The 15,817-nt window shown below is 72.1% G+C and carries 19 protein-coding genes; 10 read left to right on the forward strand and 9 right to left on the reverse strand.

Annotation, left to right across the window (positions count from 1 at the left end):
• Window positions 1-23 precede the first annotated feature (23 nt).
• Window positions 24-995, reverse strand: coding sequence for a transcriptional regulator FtrA (gene ftrA / locus OG417_RS37530; protein WP_329239372.1), 972 nt, complete (start codon window positions 993-995; stop codon window positions 24-26).
• 71 nt (window positions 996-1,066) lie between these two features.
• Here ftrA and OG417_RS37535 point away from each other — a divergent pair, with 71 nt between their 5' ends.
• The 3 genes from OG417_RS37535 (at window position 1,067) to OG417_RS37545 (ending at window position 3,562) form a co-directional block, all read left to right on the forward strand.
• Complete coding sequence (locus OG417_RS37535; protein ID WP_329239373.1) at window positions 1,067-1,525, forward strand: rhodanese-like domain-containing protein; 459 nt, start codon at window positions 1,067-1,069, stop codon at window positions 1,523-1,525.
• An 839-nt stretch (window positions 1,526-2,364) separates the two neighbouring features.
• Window positions 2,365-2,955 carry a PadR family transcriptional regulator gene (locus OG417_RS37540; protein WP_329239375.1) on the forward strand — a complete coding sequence of 197 codons (591 nt, stop codon included), beginning with the start codon at window positions 2,365-2,367 and terminating at the stop codon, window positions 2,953-2,955.
• Window positions 2,936-3,562, forward strand: coding sequence for a GyrI-like domain-containing protein (locus OG417_RS37545; RefSeq protein WP_329239377.1), 627 nt, complete (start codon window positions 2,936-2,938; stop codon window positions 3,560-3,562). Before OG417_RS37540 ends, OG417_RS37545 begins: the two co-directional genes overlap by 20 nt.
• 132 nt (window positions 3,563-3,694) lie before the next feature.
• Here OG417_RS37545 and OG417_RS37550 read toward each other — a convergent pair whose 3' ends face one another.
• The 3 genes from OG417_RS37550 to OG417_RS37560 form a co-directional block, all read right to left on the reverse strand.
• Window positions 3,695-4,012, reverse strand: coding sequence for a DUF3817 domain-containing protein (locus OG417_RS37550; protein ID WP_329239379.1), 318 nt, complete (start codon window positions 4,010-4,012; stop codon window positions 3,695-3,697).
• Window positions 4,013-4,052: 40 nt separating this feature from the next.
• Window positions 4,053-4,394 (reverse strand): hypothetical protein, encoded by a 342-nt coding sequence (locus tag OG417_RS37555; protein ID WP_329239381.1) that lies wholly within the window; start codon window positions 4,392-4,394, stop codon window positions 4,053-4,055.
• Between the two features lie 147 nt (window positions 4,395-4,541).
• Entirely contained in the window at window positions 4,542-5,381 is an 840-nt protein-coding gene (locus OG417_RS37560; protein ID WP_329239382.1) for a helix-turn-helix transcriptional regulator, read from the reverse strand.
• A 101-nt stretch (window positions 5,382-5,482) separates the two neighbouring features.
• On the opposite strand from OG417_RS37560, the gene OG417_RS37565 reads away from it, so the two are divergent.
• Together OG417_RS37565 and OG417_RS37570 are read left to right on the forward strand one after the other, a co-directional pair.
• Entirely contained in the window at window positions 5,483-6,367 is an 885-nt protein-coding gene (locus OG417_RS37565) for an NAD(P)-dependent oxidoreductase (protein ID WP_329239384.1), read from the forward strand.
• Window positions 6,364-7,143 carry an SDR family NAD(P)-dependent oxidoreductase gene (locus OG417_RS37570; RefSeq protein WP_329239386.1) on the forward strand — a complete coding sequence of 260 codons (780 nt, stop codon included), beginning with the start codon at window positions 6,364-6,366 and terminating at the stop codon, window positions 7,141-7,143. The genes OG417_RS37565 and OG417_RS37570 overlap by 4 nt, the downstream gene beginning before the upstream one ends.
• 259 nt (window positions 7,144-7,402) lie before the next feature.
• Here OG417_RS37570 and OG417_RS37575 read toward each other — a convergent pair whose 3' ends face one another.
• On the reverse strand, window positions 7,403-8,617 hold the full coding sequence (locus OG417_RS37575; protein ID WP_329239388.1) for a citrate/2-methylcitrate synthase: 1,215 nt from the start codon (window positions 8,615-8,617) through the stop codon (window positions 7,403-7,405).
• Window positions 8,618-8,756: 139 nt separating this feature from the next.
• On the opposite strand from OG417_RS37575, the gene OG417_RS37580 reads away from it, so the two are divergent.
• Window positions 8,757-9,287, forward strand: coding sequence for a methylated-DNA--[protein]-cysteine S-methyltransferase (locus OG417_RS37580; RefSeq protein ID WP_329239390.1), 531 nt, complete (start codon window positions 8,757-8,759; stop codon window positions 9,285-9,287).
• Between the two features lie 7 nt (window positions 9,288-9,294).
• Here OG417_RS37580 and OG417_RS37585 read toward each other — a convergent pair whose 3' ends face one another.
• Entirely contained in the window at window positions 9,295-10,203 is a 909-nt protein-coding gene (locus tag OG417_RS37585) for an oxidoreductase (protein WP_329239391.1), read from the reverse strand.
• Window positions 10,204-10,228: 25 nt separating this feature from the next.
• Between OG417_RS37585 and OG417_RS37590 the strand changes: the two genes are divergently transcribed.
• The gene (locus OG417_RS37590) at window positions 10,229-10,900 is read left to right on the forward strand and encodes a hypothetical protein (protein WP_329239394.1); all 672 of its coding nucleotides are present in this window, start codon (window positions 10,229-10,231) and stop codon (window positions 10,898-10,900) included.
• A 74-nt stretch (window positions 10,901-10,974) separates the two neighbouring features.
• Here the strand turns inward: OG417_RS37590 and OG417_RS37595 are convergent, their stop codons facing one another.
• Entirely contained in the window at window positions 10,975-12,201 is a 1,227-nt protein-coding gene (locus tag OG417_RS37595) for an IS110 family transposase (RefSeq protein WP_329239396.1), read from the reverse strand.
• Window positions 12,202-12,659: 458 nt separating this feature from the next.
• Between OG417_RS37595 and OG417_RS37600 the strand changes: the two genes are divergently transcribed.
• The 3 genes from OG417_RS37600 (at window position 12,660) to OG417_RS37610 (ending at window position 14,830) form a co-directional block, all read left to right on the forward strand.
• Window positions 12,660-13,040: a hypothetical protein gene (locus tag OG417_RS37600; RefSeq protein WP_329239398.1), complete on the forward strand. Its 381-nt coding sequence runs from the start codon at window positions 12,660-12,662 to the stop codon at window positions 13,038-13,040.
• A gap of 144 nt (window positions 13,041-13,184) precedes the next feature.
• Window positions 13,185-13,940 carry a hypothetical protein gene (locus OG417_RS37605; RefSeq protein WP_329239399.1) on the forward strand — a complete coding sequence of 252 codons (756 nt, stop codon included), beginning with the start codon at window positions 13,185-13,187 and terminating at the stop codon, window positions 13,938-13,940.
• 44 nt (window positions 13,941-13,984) lie between these two features.
• Window positions 13,985-14,830, forward strand: coding sequence for an NAD(P)H-binding protein (locus OG417_RS37610; RefSeq protein ID WP_329239401.1), 846 nt, complete (start codon window positions 13,985-13,987; stop codon window positions 14,828-14,830).
• 27 nt (window positions 14,831-14,857) lie between these two features.
• On the opposite strand, the gene OG417_RS37615 is transcribed toward OG417_RS37610, so the two are convergent.
• Window positions 14,858-15,442, reverse strand: a complete 585-nt coding sequence (locus OG417_RS37615) for a TIGR00725 family protein (RefSeq protein ID WP_329239403.1) — start codon at window positions 15,440-15,442, stop codon at window positions 14,858-14,860.
• A complete protein-coding gene (locus OG417_RS37620) occupies window positions 15,325-15,810 on the reverse strand; it encodes a glutathione peroxidase (protein ID WP_329239404.1) in 486 nt (161 codons plus the stop codon). Before OG417_RS37620 ends, OG417_RS37615 begins: the two co-directional genes overlap by 118 nt.
• Between the last annotated feature and the right edge of the window lie 7 nt (window positions 15,811-15,817).

The following is a 15,817-nucleotide window of genomic DNA, read 5'->3' on the forward strand; positions in this document are numbered from 1 at the left end:
CGCCGGCATGCTTTGAGTCGGGCCTACGCGCCGGCGAAGGCGCGCCGGTAGGCCGACGGTGAGGTGCGCATCGCCCGGGTGAAGTGGGACCGGTACGTCACCGGGCTGGCGAAGCCGACCGTACGGGCGATCTCCTCGATCGGCGCCGAGGTCCGTTCGAGGAGCGGCAGGCTCGCCTGGATCCGCTGGTGGATCAGCCAGCGGATCGGGCTGGTCCCCGTACAGCGGGCGAAGTGGCGCAGGTACGTGCGCGGGGACATGTGTGCGCGGCGCGCCAGGGTCTCGACCGTGATCTCCCGCCGGAGGTCCGTCAGGGCCCAGGCCATGGTGCCGGTGATCCGGTCGTCGTCGAGGTCGTGCGGCACGGGCGCCTCGATGAACTGGGCCTGCCCGCCCTCCCGGTGCGGCGGGACGACCAGCCGCCGTGCCACGGCGTTGGCGATGCTCGGGCCGTGGTCCAGGCGCACCAGGTGCAGGCACAGGTCCAGGCCGGCCGCGCTGCCGGCGCTGGTCAGCACGTCGCCGTCGTCGATGTAGAGGACGTCGGGATCGACCCGTACGCGGGGGAAGCGGCGGCGCAGCAGGTCCGCGTACTGCCAGTGGGTGGTCGCCCGCCGGCCGTCCAGCAGGCCCGCGGCGGCCAGCGCGAACGCGCCGGAGCAGATCGAGACGACGCGGGCGCTCCGTGCGTGCGCCCGGCGCAGCGCCGCGACCAGCGCGGGCGAGGACCCGGCGCGTACGTCGCTGACGCCGGGCACGATCACCGTCTCGGCGGAGGCGAGCACGTCCAGGCCGTGCCGGGTGTCCAGGGTCGCTCCCCCGACGACCCGCAGCGGGCCGGGCCGTTCCGCGCACACCGTCAGGTCGTACCAGGGCACGTCCAGCTCGGGTCTCGGCAGGCCGAACACCTCGGTCACGATGCCGGTCTCGAACGGCGACATGCCGTCGTAGGCGAGCACCGCGACGGTGCGCCGGCGATGTGGCGGACTGAGCATGGCGGGATCTTAGCGGTGAGCGGCGCCAGCGCCACTGGCGGCGGGAGGCCGGGACCGCGAGCATCGTCGGCATGTCCACTGTTCTGTCCACCGCACCCGCGGATCCCGCCGAGGCCGCCGCCCACTTCGCCGCTCGCCTGGCGTTCGAGACCGACGTCTCCGACGTGCACGCCGACCTGGAGGCCGGGGTGCCCGGCCTGGTCGTGGTCGACTCCCGCAGCACCGAGTCCTGGGAGCAGGGCCACCTGCCCGGCGCCGTACACCTGCCCTCCGGCGAGGTCGCCGAACGGGCGTCCGCCGTCGTGCCGCGTGACGCCACGGTCGTCACCTACTGCTGGGGCCCGGGCTGCAACGGCGCGACCCGTGCCGCGCTGGCGTTCGCGCGCCTCGGCTACCGGGTCAAGGAGATGACCGGCGGTTATGAGTACTGGGTACGCGAGGGCTTCGCGGTACGGACTCCGGCCGGCCGGGTCGTCGGGCCCACCGACCCGCTCACCGCACCCGTCTCGGCGGCGGCCTGCGGCTGCTGAGACCGCCGATGATCCCCTACCGGCCGTTGACCGTGCCAGATGATCTTTTACTCGCAGGAAGGCCCGATCACATTTCTTGCTTGACCTGGGTTTACGCCCTCATCGACCACGGGTACTCACAGTAACGAGATCGCAACACCGTGTGATGAGTCCTGGGCGGGTCCGCCCGAGTCATCGTGTGCGATTCAAGGAGGGCCGATGAGGGTCGTGACGGCGAAACGACGCCGGCGGATGATTCCCCCCATCCGTTTTCTGGCGGCACCCCGCGCCATCCGCCCTTTCCTGTCCTCTCGGCGCCGGCGCCGTACGCCCCCACGGCACCGGGCCGCCACGGCCGGGTCGGCGGTCCCCGATGCCGCCGGCCCGGCGCCCCCGACCGGCGACACCGGTCCCCCGGCGACCCGGACGCCCGCCGACCGGGGGTACGAACGCCACCGGCCCGGTGACCGGACGCCCGCGCCGGGGTCCCGACACTCGCCGACGCGGGAGTCAGACGCCCGCTGACTCGGTGGCCGGACGCCCGCCGACACGGGGGGCCGGACGTCCGGCGACCGCGAGTAACCGGACACCCGCCGACTCGGGCGCCGGACGCTCACCGACCGGGGGTAACGGACGCCTGCCGATGCGGCGGCCGGACGCCCGCTGATCGCCGGCGATCAGGCGCCCGCCGGCTCGGGGGCCGGACGTTCACCGACCGGAGGCATCCGGACGCCCGCCGATGCGGGGCGGACGCCCGCCGACCGGGGTGGAAGAGACCGCGCCGGCCCGCGACGGACCATACGCCGCCGCGGGCCGGCGCCCTCGGTCACGACGCTTTATTCTAGTACTAGGATAAAGCCGTGGATGCCGACCTGACGTCCGCCGAGCTGACCTTGCTCGGCCTGCTCGTCGAGAAGCCGCGGCACGGCTACGAGCTCGACGAGGTCATCAGCGCCCGCGGTATGCGGGAGTGGACCGAGATCGGCTTCAGCTCGATCTACTACCTTCTGGCCCGGCTCCGCGACCGTGGGCTGATCACCGAGATCGACACGACGCGAGGCGCCCGGGGAAAGGCTCGCCGGATCTACGGGCCGACGGCCGAGGGGCGGCGGGCGTGCGCGCGGGCGGCCGAGGCCGCGGTGGCCGAGCTTCGGCCGGTGTTCCCGCCCCTCCTGGTCGGTCTGGCCAACCAGCCGGTCATTCCGCCCGAACGCCTGCGGGCCGCGCTCGACCGGCGGGCGGCGGCCCTGGCGGAGAAGATCGCCGCCATCGGCGCGGCCCGCGACGCCCAACCCGGCATGCCCGGTTTCGTCCGCGCCATCTTCGACTTTTCGCTGAGCCAGCTGGCCGCCGAACAGCAGTGGCTGTCCGCCTACCGGGCGGCCGAACCCGGCGACCGGCCGCCCACCGAGCCCCCCTCCAGGAGTGCAGATGACCACGGCCCGCTATGACGTCAAACGAGAGCTCAAGCAGTGCTACGCGCCGAGGAACACCGACTGGGCGCTGGTCGAGGTGCCCGCGCAGCGGTTCATCGCCATCGACGGTCACGGCGATCCCAACACCAGCGCCGACTACGCCCGCGCGGTCGAGGCGCTCTACGCCGTCGCCTACACGATCAAGTTCGCGAGCAAGAACGCCCTCGGCCGGGACTTCGTCGTCGGGCCGCTCGAAGGGCTGTGGTGGTCAGACCGCCCGGAGGTGTTCATCACCCGCGACAAGGATGCCTGGCACTGGCGCATGCTCATCAGTCAGCCCGGCTGGATCACCGACGACCTCATCGACGAGTCCAAAGACACCGCGCTGACCAAGAAGAGCCTCCCCGCGATCGCCGAGGTCCGCCGCGAGAGGTTGGAGGAGGGTACGAGCGCCCAGCTCCTGCACGTCGGCCCCTACGACGACGAAGGTCCCGCACTCGCCAGGCTCCATCACGAGTACCTCGCCGCCAACGGCCTGCGCATGTCCGGGCACCACCACGAGATCTACCTCGGTGACCACCGCCGCACCGAGCCCGCCAGGTTCAAGACCGTCCTGCGGCAACCCGTGCGCACGGTGAACTGACGCGGCGACACCGCCGGGCTCCGTGCGGTGCGAAGGCGTCAGGCGGCGCCGACGTTCGTGGCCGGCTCCGTGCGGTGCGAAGGCGTCAGGCGGCGCCGACGTTCGTGGCCGGCTCCGTGCGGTGCGAAGGCGTCAGGCGGCGCCGACGTTCGTGGCCGGCTCCGGGCGGGTGCGCAGTTCGTTCACGACCCGGCGTTCGACGTAGAAGGCCAGAAACGGGATCACGCCCGCGAGCACGATCAGCACGACCCTCCCCAGCGGCCAGCGCGCCCGGCGGTAGAGGTCGAAGGTGGCCAGCAGGTACAGCGGGTAGCAGATCACGCCGTGGGGCACTCCGACCGCGTTGGACAGGACACCGTTGTGCGCGAAGATCTTCAGCGGGACCGCCACGAAGCACAGCACGATCAGCAGCGTGCCGGTCACGTACGCCATGATGCGGTAACGGGTCACCGCTCCTTGCACGGGATGTCCTTCCGTGAGGCCCGCGCCGTCAGTGGCGCGCGCTCTCGTCGTTCAGCCGGGCGAGACGGCGGTTGTAGGCCGCCAGCTCCTCGTCGTCCTCGTCGTCGATCTCCACTCGCGGCGCGGCGCGCTCGGGCACCACGGTGCCCGGACCTTCGGTCTTGCCGCGCAACTCGTCGCGCACCATCCGGACCCACATCGCGATCACGAAGATCGCGAACATCGGCCACTCGATGACGTAGGCCCAGCTCTGCAGGTTGCCGTCCTGGGCACGCGTCAGCTGCCACCAGCCGGCCAGCAGGAAGATCCCGATCAGCACAATGGCGATCAGGTGAAGCCCCAGCCAGCCGGGAGTGAAGAACCGTCGCACATACGTGAGCGTACCCGCGTCGTCGCGGAACCGTGCCGGACCCCCGCCGCAAGCGACAAGACCGTGGCTGCGGGTTCCGCCCGGGGGCCGGGGCGCGATGGAAGTGCGGGCCGGAGACGGATCTGACGGGGACTCCCGAGACAGGGCCTAACCGACGAGTGACTGGGTGCCCAGGACGGTGAGCAGTTCAAGCCGCTCGGCATCCTCGGTGCCGGGTTCCGCGGTGTAGACCATGATTCGCAGGTCGCTGCCCGCCACGCTGAGCACGTCACAGTCGAGTGTCACCGCGCCGACATGAGGGTGGTCGATCGTCTTGCGGGCCGCCTCGTGGTGACCGGTGACACCGGTCTCCCACAGCTCCGTGAACCTGTCGCTGCGCGCACGCAGATCCGCGACCAGCCGCTTGAGCCGCTGGTCGGCCGGGTAGCGCGCGGTGACCGCACGAAGGTCGGCGACCAGCGCGGCCTGCAGGGCGTGCCGTGACTCCGGGGTGAGCCGCGCCCGGTCGTTCAGGCCGAGGAAGTTGCGCCACACCCCGTTGCGCTCGTGACCGTTCCAGCCCGCCGGATCACCCATGAGGGCGGCGTAGGGCGGGTTGGCCACGAGCAGTGTCCAAGCCGCGTCGAACACCGCGACAGGAGTGCCGGTCAGCCGGTCCAGCAGGCGCTGCACGCTGGGGGTGAGATGGGAGGGCACGCTCTCTGGGCGGGGCGGCTGGAGTCCGCCCAGCCGGAACAGGTGTGCGCGCTCGGCGGCCGACAGGCGCAGGGCCCTGGCCAGCGCTTCGATGACCTGCGCCGACGGGTTGGTCGCGCGGCCCTGTTCGAGGCGGGTGACGTAGTCGGCCGAAATGCCCGCCAGCTGGGCGAGCTCCTCGCGGCGCAGCCCCGGGACGCGTCGCTGGCCGCCGGCGGACAGTCCCGCGGCCTCCGGCGAGACCCGGTCGCGCCACCGGTGCACGGCCTGCCCGAATTCCGTCGTCCCCATACGTCCAGTATGTCCGTACGGTTTCCGCACCGCCTGGTACCGGCATTCCTAGGAAGACCAGGCGTCTGGCTGGTCACCCCGAGCCGTCACAACCTTGAGGCATGAACACCGGTCGCGAACGGCCGCCCGTCGGCTTCATCGGCCTGGGCGACCAGGGCCTGCCCATGGCGACGGCCATCGCCGAGGCGGGATTTCCCCTGCACGCCTGGGCGAGGCGGCCCACCTCTCTGGACGGCCTGCGCGGCGTGTCACACGTCCGCCACGACGGCATCCGGGATCTGGCCGCGTCGTGCGACATCGTCGGGTTGTGCGTCAGCACCGACGAAGACGTTCTGCGGTTGGTCACGGGCGGGCTGTTGGACGCCCTGCGTCCCGGTGCGGTCGTGGTGAACCACGGCACCGGCCTTCCCGCCAACGCGGTGCGGCTGACCGAGATCTGCGCGCCGGCCGGAGTCGAGGTCCTGGACGCGCCGGTCAGCGGAGGACGGCCGGCCGCAGAGGAACGGCGGCTGACCACCATGGTCGGCGGACCGCGGACGGCCGCGGAGCGCTGCGAGCCCGTGTTCTCGTCGTTCTCCCGCCACGTCGTCCATCTCGGCGGCGCGGGTGCCGGGCAGACCGCGAAGCTGTTCAACAACGCGCTGCTGATGATGAACCAGGCCAACATCACCGAGATCGTCGATCTGGCCATCGAACTGGGCATGGACCCGGCGCGGCTGGTCGGCGTGCTGAAGCTGGGCAGCGCCTCCAGCGCCGCCCTGACCCTGCTGAACACGATGGTCACCCTCGACAACGTCGCGCACCTGTCCAGTGTCGAGGCGCTGGACATGGAACTGTTCGACACCGCGATGCGCGAGGCCGATCTCGACCCCCGCGCGGTGACCGAACGCGGCATGGCGGGCGCACGCGGGCTGGCCCGGCTGCTGCACTCGCTGACCCCAGGAAACCCGGCCGCGACGGCCGGCAACGGAAAGGAACACCAATGAGCAGGCTCGCACTCGTCACCGGTGCCACCTCCGGCATCGGCAGGGCTTTCGCCGGACGCCTGGCCGCGGACGGCTACGACCTGGTGCTGGTGGGCCGGCGGAAGGAGCGACTGGACGAGTTCGCCGGCGCGCACCCGGAGGTCAAGGTACGGACCGTCTCCGCCGATCTGTCCACGAGCGACGGAATCGACGAGGTGGCCCGGATCTGCGCGACCGAGCCGCTGACCATGCTGGTGAACAACGCCGGCGTCGCCCACTACATGCCGCTCGCCGAGCTCCCCGCCGACAAGGCCGGCGAACTCGTCGGCGTCAAGGTCCTCGCGCCCACGATGCTCACCCGAGCCGCCGTCGCGGGTATGCGGGAGCGCGGCGAGGGCACGATCATCAACGTCGCCGGCATGATCGCTTTCAGCGGCCCCGCGCCGCACTCGCAGATGCCCCGTCGTGCCGTCTACGGCGGAAGCCTGGCCTACCTCGTCGCGCTGTCCCAGCTCCTGAGCGCGGAACTCGAGGGCACGGGAGTCCGCGTCCAGGTCGTGTGCCCTGGTGTGGTGGCCACCGAGTTCCACGAGCGCCAGGGCATCGACATGAGCGTGGTGCCCCGCATGGCGGCCGACGATGTCGTGACCGCCAGCCTGCGCGGCCTGGAGCTGGGCGAGACCGTCTGCGCCCCGGGTGTCGAGGATGCCGGCCTGCTGGACGCGGTCTTCCAGGCCGACCTCGCCGCCTTCGGCGCACAGAGCCCGGAACTCGCCACGCGCTACCGCGCCGTCTGAACCGAACCGAGGTGGCCGCCTGAATCATGGCTCTGCCGCGGACGTCACGACTCGCCGCGAGAACGATCCGAAGATCGGCTCGCAGCGATCGAACGCCGTCCGGCCCGCGACGTGACGCGGTAGCCCGGTGCCGACCGCCGGGCCACCGTTCTCCGTTCGGCCGTCAGCGGGTGCCGAGCGCCTCGGCGAGGAAGCCGATCGTCGCGACGGAGGAAGTACCCCTCCGCAGCCGGCGGGAGATCCCCGCAGGCGAGACGCCCTAACGGGAGCCTGGCCGCTCCGGCGGCGGGCCGGAGTAGACGGCGCGCGGACGCAGTGGCGCGTCATGGGCGTACTCCTCCAGCGCGTGGGCCAGCCAGCCGGCCGTTCGGGCGACGGCGAACACCGCCTCGCCCGCGCCCTGGATCATCCCGGTGACGTACGCGAGGGCGGCGACCGCGACGTCGAGTGCCGGATCGGGCAGCCGCCGGGCGCGTGCCTCGGCGAGGACCGCCTCGACCACCCGCAGGCGGTCGCGGTCCGGGGCGGTGGCCCGGACGATGTCGAGCAGGCACGTCGCGCGGGCGTCGCCGCCCGCGTACAGCCGGCCGCCGAAGCCCGGGACGCGGTCGCCGCGCCGGAGGCGTTCGCCGATGACACGGCCCGCGCGGTCGGGCCTGCCGACCTCGGCGAACAGCGCCTCCGCGCCGAGCGACGCGCCGCCGTGGAGCGTCCCGCCGAGCACGCCGAGACCCGCGCCGACGGCGGCGTACGGGTCCGCGCGCACCGACGCGGCGACCCGCACGGCCACGGTCGAGGCGGCCAGCTCGTGATCGGCCAGCAGCACGAGCGTCGACCGCAGGGCGCCGACCGCCTCCGGGCGCGGCTCCGCGGCGGTGAGGCGGGTCCACAGGCGTTCGGGGATCGCGGTCGCGGCCGGGTCGTTCTCTCCCGGGAGCGCGTCGACCATGCCCGCGATGAGGTTGCGGCCGGCGGCGGTCACGGCCGCCGGGTCGAGGTTGAGACGCAGCGGATCGGCGGTCGCGAGCGCCACGGTGATCACCTGGAGGCGTTCGAGCGGCAGCGTGCCCGCCGCCAGCCCCGACTGGGCCGCGCGGGCGGCGGCCACCGCGTCCGGGTGCGCCCGCCACGGCGTCGTCGCGACCGGCTCCTCACCGGTCCACAGCCAGTGCGCGACGTCCTCGAACCGGTGCGTCGCGGCCAGGCGGAGGGCGTCGCGTCCGCGGTAGTAGGGCCGGTCGTCGCCCAGGACGGTCAGCCGCGACTCGATGACCAGCTCATGTCCGCCGCGCCGGGGACGGCCCCGCCGGGCGAGCTCCTCCACCTCGGCCGGGTCGAACAGGCTCCGCCGGCCGTCCGGCGTCCGGGCGCGGCGCAGGATCCCGCGGCTCACGTAGGCGTACAGCGTGGCGGGCTTGACGCCGAGCCGGTCCGCCGCGCTCGCCGCGTCGATCCATCCGCCCGTCTCCGCCACCCGGCCTCCGTTGATTTCCGTCAATGTTGACGCGCATTCTCCGCTCCCTGTGAAGGGCGTCGCAACTCCGCGCTCCGGCCGGACGGTGATGTCGGAAATCCGCGAGCCGCGGGCGTGCCCGTGTTGGTAGGAAAGAAGAATGGACGTCGCGATCGAAGCCCTCGACACCCCGCTGGGCACGCTGGCGTACGCCTGCACCCCGATCGGGCTGTCCGGCCTGTCCTTCCGGGACACGCCGCGCGAGCGGGCGCGGCTGCGCGGCGGCCTGCCGCTCGTGACGGCCCCCGAGCGCACCGAGACCGTACGCCGCCGGCTGGCCGCCTACTTCGCCGGCCGGGAGGCCGACTTCGACCTGCCCATCGACTGGCGCCACACGTCGGGCGCGCAGCGCGAGGTGCTGGAGAAGCTCTACGCCGGTGTGCCGTACGGCCGCACCGTGACCTACGGAGAGCTGGCCGGCCTCAGCGGCACCGGCGTCCCGGCACGGGCCATCGGCACGATCATGGGCTCCAACCCGATCCCGATCGTCGTCCCCTGCCACCGCGTGGTCGCCTCGGACGGCCTTGGCGGCTACAGCGGGGGCACCGGCGTCGAGGTGAAGCGCTGGCTGCTCACCCTGGAGGGCGCCATTCCCGCGACTCTCGACTGGGACCCCGCGACCGGGCCGTGACGGGGCGTCACGCCCGCAGCGCGTCGTAGGACACGCCGGTGCGCTCCTCGGAGAGGTGCCACAGGCGGCGGCCCAGCTCCGGGTCGGCGGCGCGTGGCAGGGTCGGGACACGACGCGGCGCGCCGCGGCTCTGTCCCGGACCACGCGGGCCGTAGCACCGGCCGCCCTCGACGCCCGGGGCGGTCGCCGCGTACAGCGAGGGCCACGCCCCGGCGGCGTCGGACTGGCCGAGCAGGGTGTTCAGCAGGCCGTACAGCGCGGCCTTTCTCCGGTGGCCGCCCATGAGCGGGCCGGCCTGCTGGAGGTTGGTCGAGGCGTATCCGGGGTGCGCGGCGACGCTGACGAAGGGCGCCCGGCGGTCGAGCTCCTTGGCGAAGACGAGGTTGGCCAGCTTCGACCGGCAGTACGCGGGCCACTTGTGGTAGCCGTGCTCGCCGTCGTCGTCGAAGTCGGCGCGGCCCACCCAGTGCATCATGCTCGTGACGGTGACGACGCGGGCGCCGGGGCGCTTGAGCAGGGCGGGCAGGAGCAGCCCGGTGAGCACGAAGTGGCCCAGGTGGTTGGTGCCGAACTGCATCTCGAAGCCGTCGGCCGTCGTGCGGTACGGCAGCGCCATCACGCCGGCGTTGTTGACGAGGACGTCGAGCGGCTCGGGATGCGCCTCCGCGAAGGCGCGTACGGACGCCAGGTCGGCCAGGTCGAGCGAGCCGAGGACGACGTCGGCGTCCGGCACGGCCCCGCGGATGGTGGCGACGGCCCGCTCTCCGCGCTCGGCGCTGCGGCAGGCGAGAACGACGGTGGCGCCGTGGCGGGCGAGCTCGAGGGAGGTCCACAGGCCGAGCCCGCTGTTGGCCCCCGTGACGATCACCCGCTTTCCGGCGAGATCGGGTATGTCGTCCGTCGTCCACTTGGGCATCGCTCGCCACCTTTCCCTGGTGGTCATGGTAGAGATTCGGCCGAACGGACACCGCGTGGTCGGCGAGTTCCCCGGGTTCCGGCCGGGCCTGCCGAATAATGAGATCATGGCGTCGCAGGTCATCGTCCCGCACCGGCCCGGTCCACTCGTCGACGTCCCGCAGGACGGCGGTCCTGCCGCCGACGAGCCGCCCTCCCGTCTCATCGGGGCGCCGGAGGCCGTGCTGGCGGCCGGTGGCGGCATCCTGCTCGGCGCAGTGCTCCTCACGGGTCTGCCCGGCTGGCTGACCGTGATCGCCGTCGCCTGCCTCGCCCTCGGGCTGGCGCTGCCCGCCCACGCCGCGCTGCTGACGGCGATGCGCCGCCGCGCCGACCGCCGGCGCCGCGAGGCCCTCGGCCACGGCACCCTGCTCGACGTCTCGGACTCCTCGGTGCGCCGTCTCGTCGCGGCGTACGGGCGGCTGGAGCGTACGGCCGGCGCCGGCATGGGACGGGACGCCGCGCATCTGGCCCTCGCCGAGGTCGCGGGCATGCTGGAGGGCCGGCCGCCCCGCGACGCGGAGCGCGAGTACGTGATCGCCCGCGCGGAGGCGGTGTCGGCGCTGGCCGACCGCCTCGCCGAGGGCCCGGTGATGCCGGTCGAGCTGGCCGGCGCCGACTCGCTGGCCCGCATCAAGGCGCTGCTCACGGAGAACTGACGCGGCGCCCAGGACCTCCGCCACGTCGGCGAGGCCCTCGTTTTCCGTGTGAGACACCCCTGGAGCTGGGGGTGTCAAGCGGCGGTGTTGTGGTGGACTCGGTGTGCCCATGCGGTGGCCGGGTTGTAGGGGGTGCTGGTCTTCAGGCAGCCGTGCAGGATGCCGACGAGTCGGTTGCCGAGTTGGCGGAGGGCGGCGTTGTGGCTGGTGCCGCGTGTGCGGAGCTCGTCGTAGTAGGCGCGGCATCCGGTGTCGTGCAAGATCGCGCAGGATGCCTGCATGTGGAGGGCGTCGAGGAGACGGTCGTTGTGGACGAAGCGGGCGTGGACGGTTTTGGACTTGCCGGATTGGCGGGTGATCGGGCTGGTGCCGGCGTAGTTCTTGCGGGACTTGGCGTCTGCGTAGCGTCCGTCGGCGTCGCCGAACTCTGCGAGTACCCGGGCGCTGAGGATGGGGCCCAGACCAGGCTGGGATAGGTAGATCTCAGCGTCCGGGTGCCGGCCAAAATAGGCCTCGACCTGCTCTTCCATTGCCTTGATCTCGCTGGTGAGGGTCTGCAGGACCGCCACGGTCGCCCGTGTCGTCGCGGCGTAGGCCGCGGTGATGATGGGGCTTTGATCCAGGTGTGGGGTGCTCAGCGCGTCGTGGATCGCCTTTGCCTTGGCCGTGATGTCACGGCGGCGGCCGGTGAGCGCTGCGGTGATCGCCTGTGGGCCGAGTTCGGCGGCCGCCTGTGGGGTGGGGGCCGCCGCCAGCAGCTCCAGGGTGTCGGCGGCGGTCAGCCCCAGGTCTTTGTAGGCCATCAGTGCGGCCGGGAAGTACTCGCGCAGCGCGGCCCGTAACCGGAGCATGTGCCGGGTCCGTTCCCAGATCAGCGTCTGATGCGCACGGGCCAAGACCTTGACCGCCTCGGCGATGCCGGAGTCGGCGGCGACCTGGCGGAGCTGGTGACGGCGGGTCCGGGCCATGTCGGCCAGGGAGCTCGCGTCGGCCTTGTCGCTCTTGGCGCCGGAGACCGACACGATCTCCCGGTGCCGGGCGGCGACCTTGGGGTTCACCCCATACACCTGGTAGCCGGCCGCGATCAGCGCCCGTACCCACGGGCCCCGGTCGGTCTCGATACACACCACCACCTGCGAGGGGTCACCGTCATCGGGCAGGAGGGCCGCGAGGAGTTCATGCAGACCAGACACCCCCGCCACACCCTCGGGCAGCCGGGCCTTCCTCAGCGCCCGGCCCGAGCCGTCCTGAACCTCCACATCATGGTGATCTTCGGCCCAGTCATCTCCGACGAACAACATCGCCGCTCCGCTCCATCGGGGGTATCGATCCAGATCAGCAGCCCGCGAGAGCCCACCGGCGGCCTAATGGACCAGTGCTCACGCCAACCGGCGGGCACGACACCCCATCAGCGGTCCGGCTCCCGACCACCAGCGAGGGCACGATCTCACACCAGGACTCAACAACGGTCCAGGGGCACCGAGTGCTCACCCACCAGCGGCTACCAGGCACCGAGTCTGTCCCACAAACTCACCCGGCACCTCCCATTAGGGGCACCCTCACACGGGCCTGGCGTGGTGAGGGGCACCCCCACCGGGCCTGGCCTGGTGAGCGGCACCCCCACCCGGGCCTGACACGGTGAGGGGCACCCCCACCGTCGCGAGTCTCGGCGGCTTCGGAGGGCGCTCCTCAAGGTCTGGGTGATTGTCGCTTAGGGTTACTGCGTATATGCACACGGTAATCACGTGAGAGGGAGACCATGCGCTTGTCACTTTCCCTGGCCCTGGGCATCGGCGTGGGCGTGCTGGGCCTTGCCGCCACCGCCCAGGTCCCCGCCGCCCAGGCCGCCACCGCCCCGGTCCCGGCCGCCGGGGCCGCGACCGTCTCGGCCGTGGCCGGTGAGCCCACCTACACCTGTCAGACCGACACTCCGGGGAACACCGGCTTCCCGATCCTGATCCACGGCATCGGCTGCCAGGCCTCCAACGGCGCCCCCACCACCGGCGTGAGCGGACCGGTCAAGCTGGTCATCAACCAGCCGCGCTACCACCCCCGCGTGCCGGCCTGGACCTGCCATCAGGCCCGGGTGCTCGGCTCCGCCGCCGCCATGGAGATCATGGCCGTGGACTGCCGCTACTAGCTCCAAGCCAGGCTCGCCGACGCCGCCCCGGACCGCGCCCGGGGCGGCACGGCGTCGGATCGCTCCCGTTCGCACCAGGCCGGCCGAGCCGGGGCATCGCGGCAAATCGGCCCGCAACGTCGGTGTGATCGATAACGTGCCGGGATGAGTGAAGCGTTTCCGCGGCATGTGCTGTGCGTGCTCGGTTCCGGGCTGGACCTTTCGGAGATGGAACGGATCGCCGCCGGCTTCGGCGGTTTCGTTCTCGACCGTGAGTACTCCGAGGCCGCACCCGACCCTCGGATGCCGGAGGCGTTCGAGGCCTGCATGGCGGCGGCCTCGTTCGACGAGGCGGACCGGGCCGCGGTCGAATCCCACGACACCGTCGGCTACCTGTTGTCCGCGCCGATGATGCGTGAGCTGGCGGCCGACACCTCGCGGCGGCTGCTGGCGGCGACGGCCGCTCTGCTGCGGTCCGGTGCCACGGCGGTGAAGAACGAGAGCAGTGGGCTCACGCACGGCCGAAACCGCTGGGCGTCGCTGGCCGGCCGGGCGGCCGACGCCGCGGGCGAGGAACTCGCCATCGCGCTCGTCGACGCCTGGGTGAAGCGGCCGATCTACGACGGTGAAGTGCTCTACAGCTGCGGCATGCACCTGCTCGGCGCTCCCGAGGTGGAGATCGAGGCCGATGAGGATCAGCTGACCGAGGACGGGTTGCCTCGGTTGCTCGCGCACCTGGACACGCTGGCGATCTACCTGCTGACCGATCCGCGCGCGGACGAGATCGAGGACGGCGCCGGCTTCCGGATGACCGAGGACTCCCCTCTCTGGTCGCTGCGCACCGGCACATGCGACCGCTACGACGAGGACGACCTGTTCTTCAACCCGTACGGATATGTCCGCCTCACTCCGTCCGAGTGACCGCCTGAGGAAATATGCCGGGCCCGGCGCGGTTGACCATGGTCATGGCCAAGATTCTTGTCACGGGCGCGACGGGCAACGTCGGCCGGGAGGTCACCGCTCAGCTCGTTTCTGCAGGGTTCTCCGTGCGTGCGTTCGTGCGCGATGCGCGCGCTCCCCGTCTTCCACAAGGTGCGGAGCTCGCGGAAGGGGATCTGGCCGCTCCGGAGACTCTGGAAAGGGCGCTGGACGGTATCGACGCGGTGTTCCTGGTATGGCCCTTCCTCACCTCCGACGGCGCGTCCGCCGTCCTGGCGACGATCGCACGTGCCGCCCGTCGGCTCGTGTATCTGTCATCGTCTGGAGTGAACGAGGACGCCGACCGGCAGACCGATCCGATCAATCAGCTTCACGCCGACATGGAAAGCCTGATCGAGACCTCAGGCCTGGAGTGGATCATCCTGCGGGCGAACACCATCGCCTCCAACGCCTTGGGGTGGGCCGGGCAGATCCGTGACGGGGGTGTCGTCCGAGGTCCCGACATCGCTGCCACGGCGGTGATCGACCAACGCGACGTCGCGGCCGTGGCGGCACGGGTCCTGACCGATGACGGGCATGCGGGTGCCAAGCACGTGCTGACCGGCCCGCAGGTGCTGAGCAGGGCCGAGCAGGTCCGCGCGATCGGAGCGGCGATCGGCCGTCCGGTGCGCTTCGAGAAGGTCCCCGTGCGGGTCGCCCGAGACCGGATGCTCGCGGACGGCAGGCCGCCGGCCCTGGTGGAGGCCCTGTTGGCCAGTGCGGAGACCCGGCCCGCCTCGGATGTGGTCACCTCGACGGTGGAACAGATCACCGGCACGGCAGCGCGCACGTTCCGTGAATGGGCCACCGACCACGCTCATGATTTCCGTTGACGCCGAGGTGAGGTGCTCGACGAACTACTAGGGCCACAGGCCGGTGAGGGCGACGGCCTCTTCGGGAGAGGCGGCCTCCACCGGTCCCGGCACCGGTGCGCCGTCGGTGTCGTGCAGGCGCCAGCCGCCGAGCTGCACGACCGGCACCGTGCCCCGGCGCAGGGCGTGGGCCACCTCGGACAGGGTGCCCCAGGAGCCGCCGACCGCGATGACCGCGTCGGCGGAGCCCACGATCAGCGCGTTGCGCGCCTGGCCCATGCCGGTCGCGATGGCCGCGCTGAGGCCCGGGTGGGCCTCGGCGCGGTCGGCGCCGGAGAGCACGCCCACGACCAGCCCGCCGGCCGAACGGGCGCCCTCGGTCACCGCGCCCATCACGCCTCCGTACCCGCCGCAGAGCACGACGGCGCCGCGGGCGGCCAGCAGCCGGCCGACCTCATGCGCCGCACGCCGTTCCGCCTCGGTGCAGTCGGCCGGGCCGCAGACCGCGACCTGGATCAGGGCAGCGCCTTCTCGATGGCCTGGACGACCTCGTCGGTGTCGGGCTCGGCCTGCGGCGCGAAGCGTGCCACGACCGTGCCGTCGGGAGCGATGAGGAACTTCTCGAAGTTCCACCGGATGTCGCCGGTGTGCCCCGAGGCGTCCGGGGTGGTGACGAGCCCGGCGTACAGCGGATGCCGGCCGGGCCCGTTGACCTCGACCTTCTCCGTCATCGGGAAGGTGACGCCGTACGTCGCCGAGCAGAACTCCGCGATCTCGTCGGCGGTGCCCGGCTCCTGCTGCATGAACTGGTTGCACGGCACGCCGAGCACGGTGAAGCCGCGTTCGCCGTAGGTGTCCTGGAGCCGTTGCAGCCCCTCGTACTGGGGCGTGAGGCCGCACCGGGAGGCGACGTTCACCACGAGCACCGCCGTGCCGCGGTACTGCCCGAGATCCGCCGGTCCGCCCTGCAGGCGTTCGATGTCCACGTCATAGATCGACACGAGGTCG

The sequence above is a fragment of the Actinoallomurus sp. NBC_01490 genome (genome assembly GCF_036227085.1).
Lineage (GTDB): Bacteria > Actinomycetota > Actinomycetes > Streptosporangiales > Streptosporangiaceae > Actinoallomurus > Actinoallomurus oryzae.